The sequence below is a fragment of the Bradyrhizobium sp. BRP56 genome (assembly GCF_020194035.1).
Taxonomy (GTDB): Bacteria; Pseudomonadota; Alphaproteobacteria; order Rhizobiales; family Xanthobacteraceae; genus Bradyrhizobium; species Bradyrhizobium australafricanum.
The window spans coordinates 1-988 of record NZ_JADYVV010000175.1; the positions used below are offsets into that span (position 1 = coordinate 1).

General features: G+C 65.9%; 1 protein-coding gene. It reads right to left on the minus strand.

The annotated features are described in order from the left end of the window. A partial coding sequence (locus I6F38_RS43225) for an IS30 family transposase (protein ID WP_225164691.1) occupies nucleotides 1-941 on the minus strand: 941 nt, incomplete at its 3' end. Nucleotides 942-988: the final 47 nt, after the last annotated feature.

Sequence of the window (988 nt, forward strand, 5' to 3'; positions counted from 1 at the left end):
GGCGTGCGGTAGTCAAGGCATTTGCGCGGGGTGTTGTTGTAGGCGGCGATGAACTGGCGGAATCTGGCGGTCGAGAGGGTTACGAGATCCGTCTTGCGGGGAATAAAGCGGCGCATCCTGCCGATGGCGTTCTCGATGCCACCCTTCTGCCAGGGGGCATGGGGATCGCAGAAGAAGGTCGCGATCGAGAGGCGGTGCAGCGCCAGGTGACCGGCGAACTCGGTGCCGTTGTCGAAGGTAACGCTCTGGCGCAGCTCTTGTGGAAGGGGCGCGAAGAAGCCCACGAGATGGCGGGCGACACCGCGCGCGACCTTGCTGGCAAGGCGGATGCCGAGCAGCAGCCGCGAGGTGCGCTCGTGCACGGTCAGCACGGCCTGACCGTATTTCGAGAACATCATCAGGTCGGCCTCCCAGTGTCCGGGCACGCTGCGGTCGGCCGCTTCGAGCGGCCGATTTGCCAAGGAAACACGGCCTTCGATGAAGCTTGCGGGGCTGCCGCCCCGCTTGCCGCGGCAGCCGCGCTTGCTCTTGGCGCGCGGCAGATAGCGCCGCCAGTTGAAGTCCGTGGTGCGCCTGAGTTGGCCATAGATGAAGCGGTAGATGGTCTCGTGGGAGATCACCTTGCGCCCGTGCTCGCGGGCCAGCCGGCCAGCGACCTGCTCGGGCGACCAGCCGCGGCGAAGGCGTTGCAACACCGCGCGGCGCAGGCCGGGCTCCCGTTCGAGGCGTCCGCCCGTCCAGCGCCGCGCTCGCATCTGGTGCTGGGCATAGCTCGGCTTGTAGCCGACCTGGCTCCCCCGATTGCGCCTCAGTTCCCGAGAGATCGTTGATGGCGAGCGATCCAGAGCTGCCGCGATTTGCCGGACCGAGCTGCCATTGGCCGATAGGCAGGCAATCTCGCATCGGTCGTCCAGAGAGAGCTGCTTGTAAGTCCGCCCCATGGCAACACCTCCTCAAGGAAGTGTTGCACTTCGTTTGTGAACTCAGG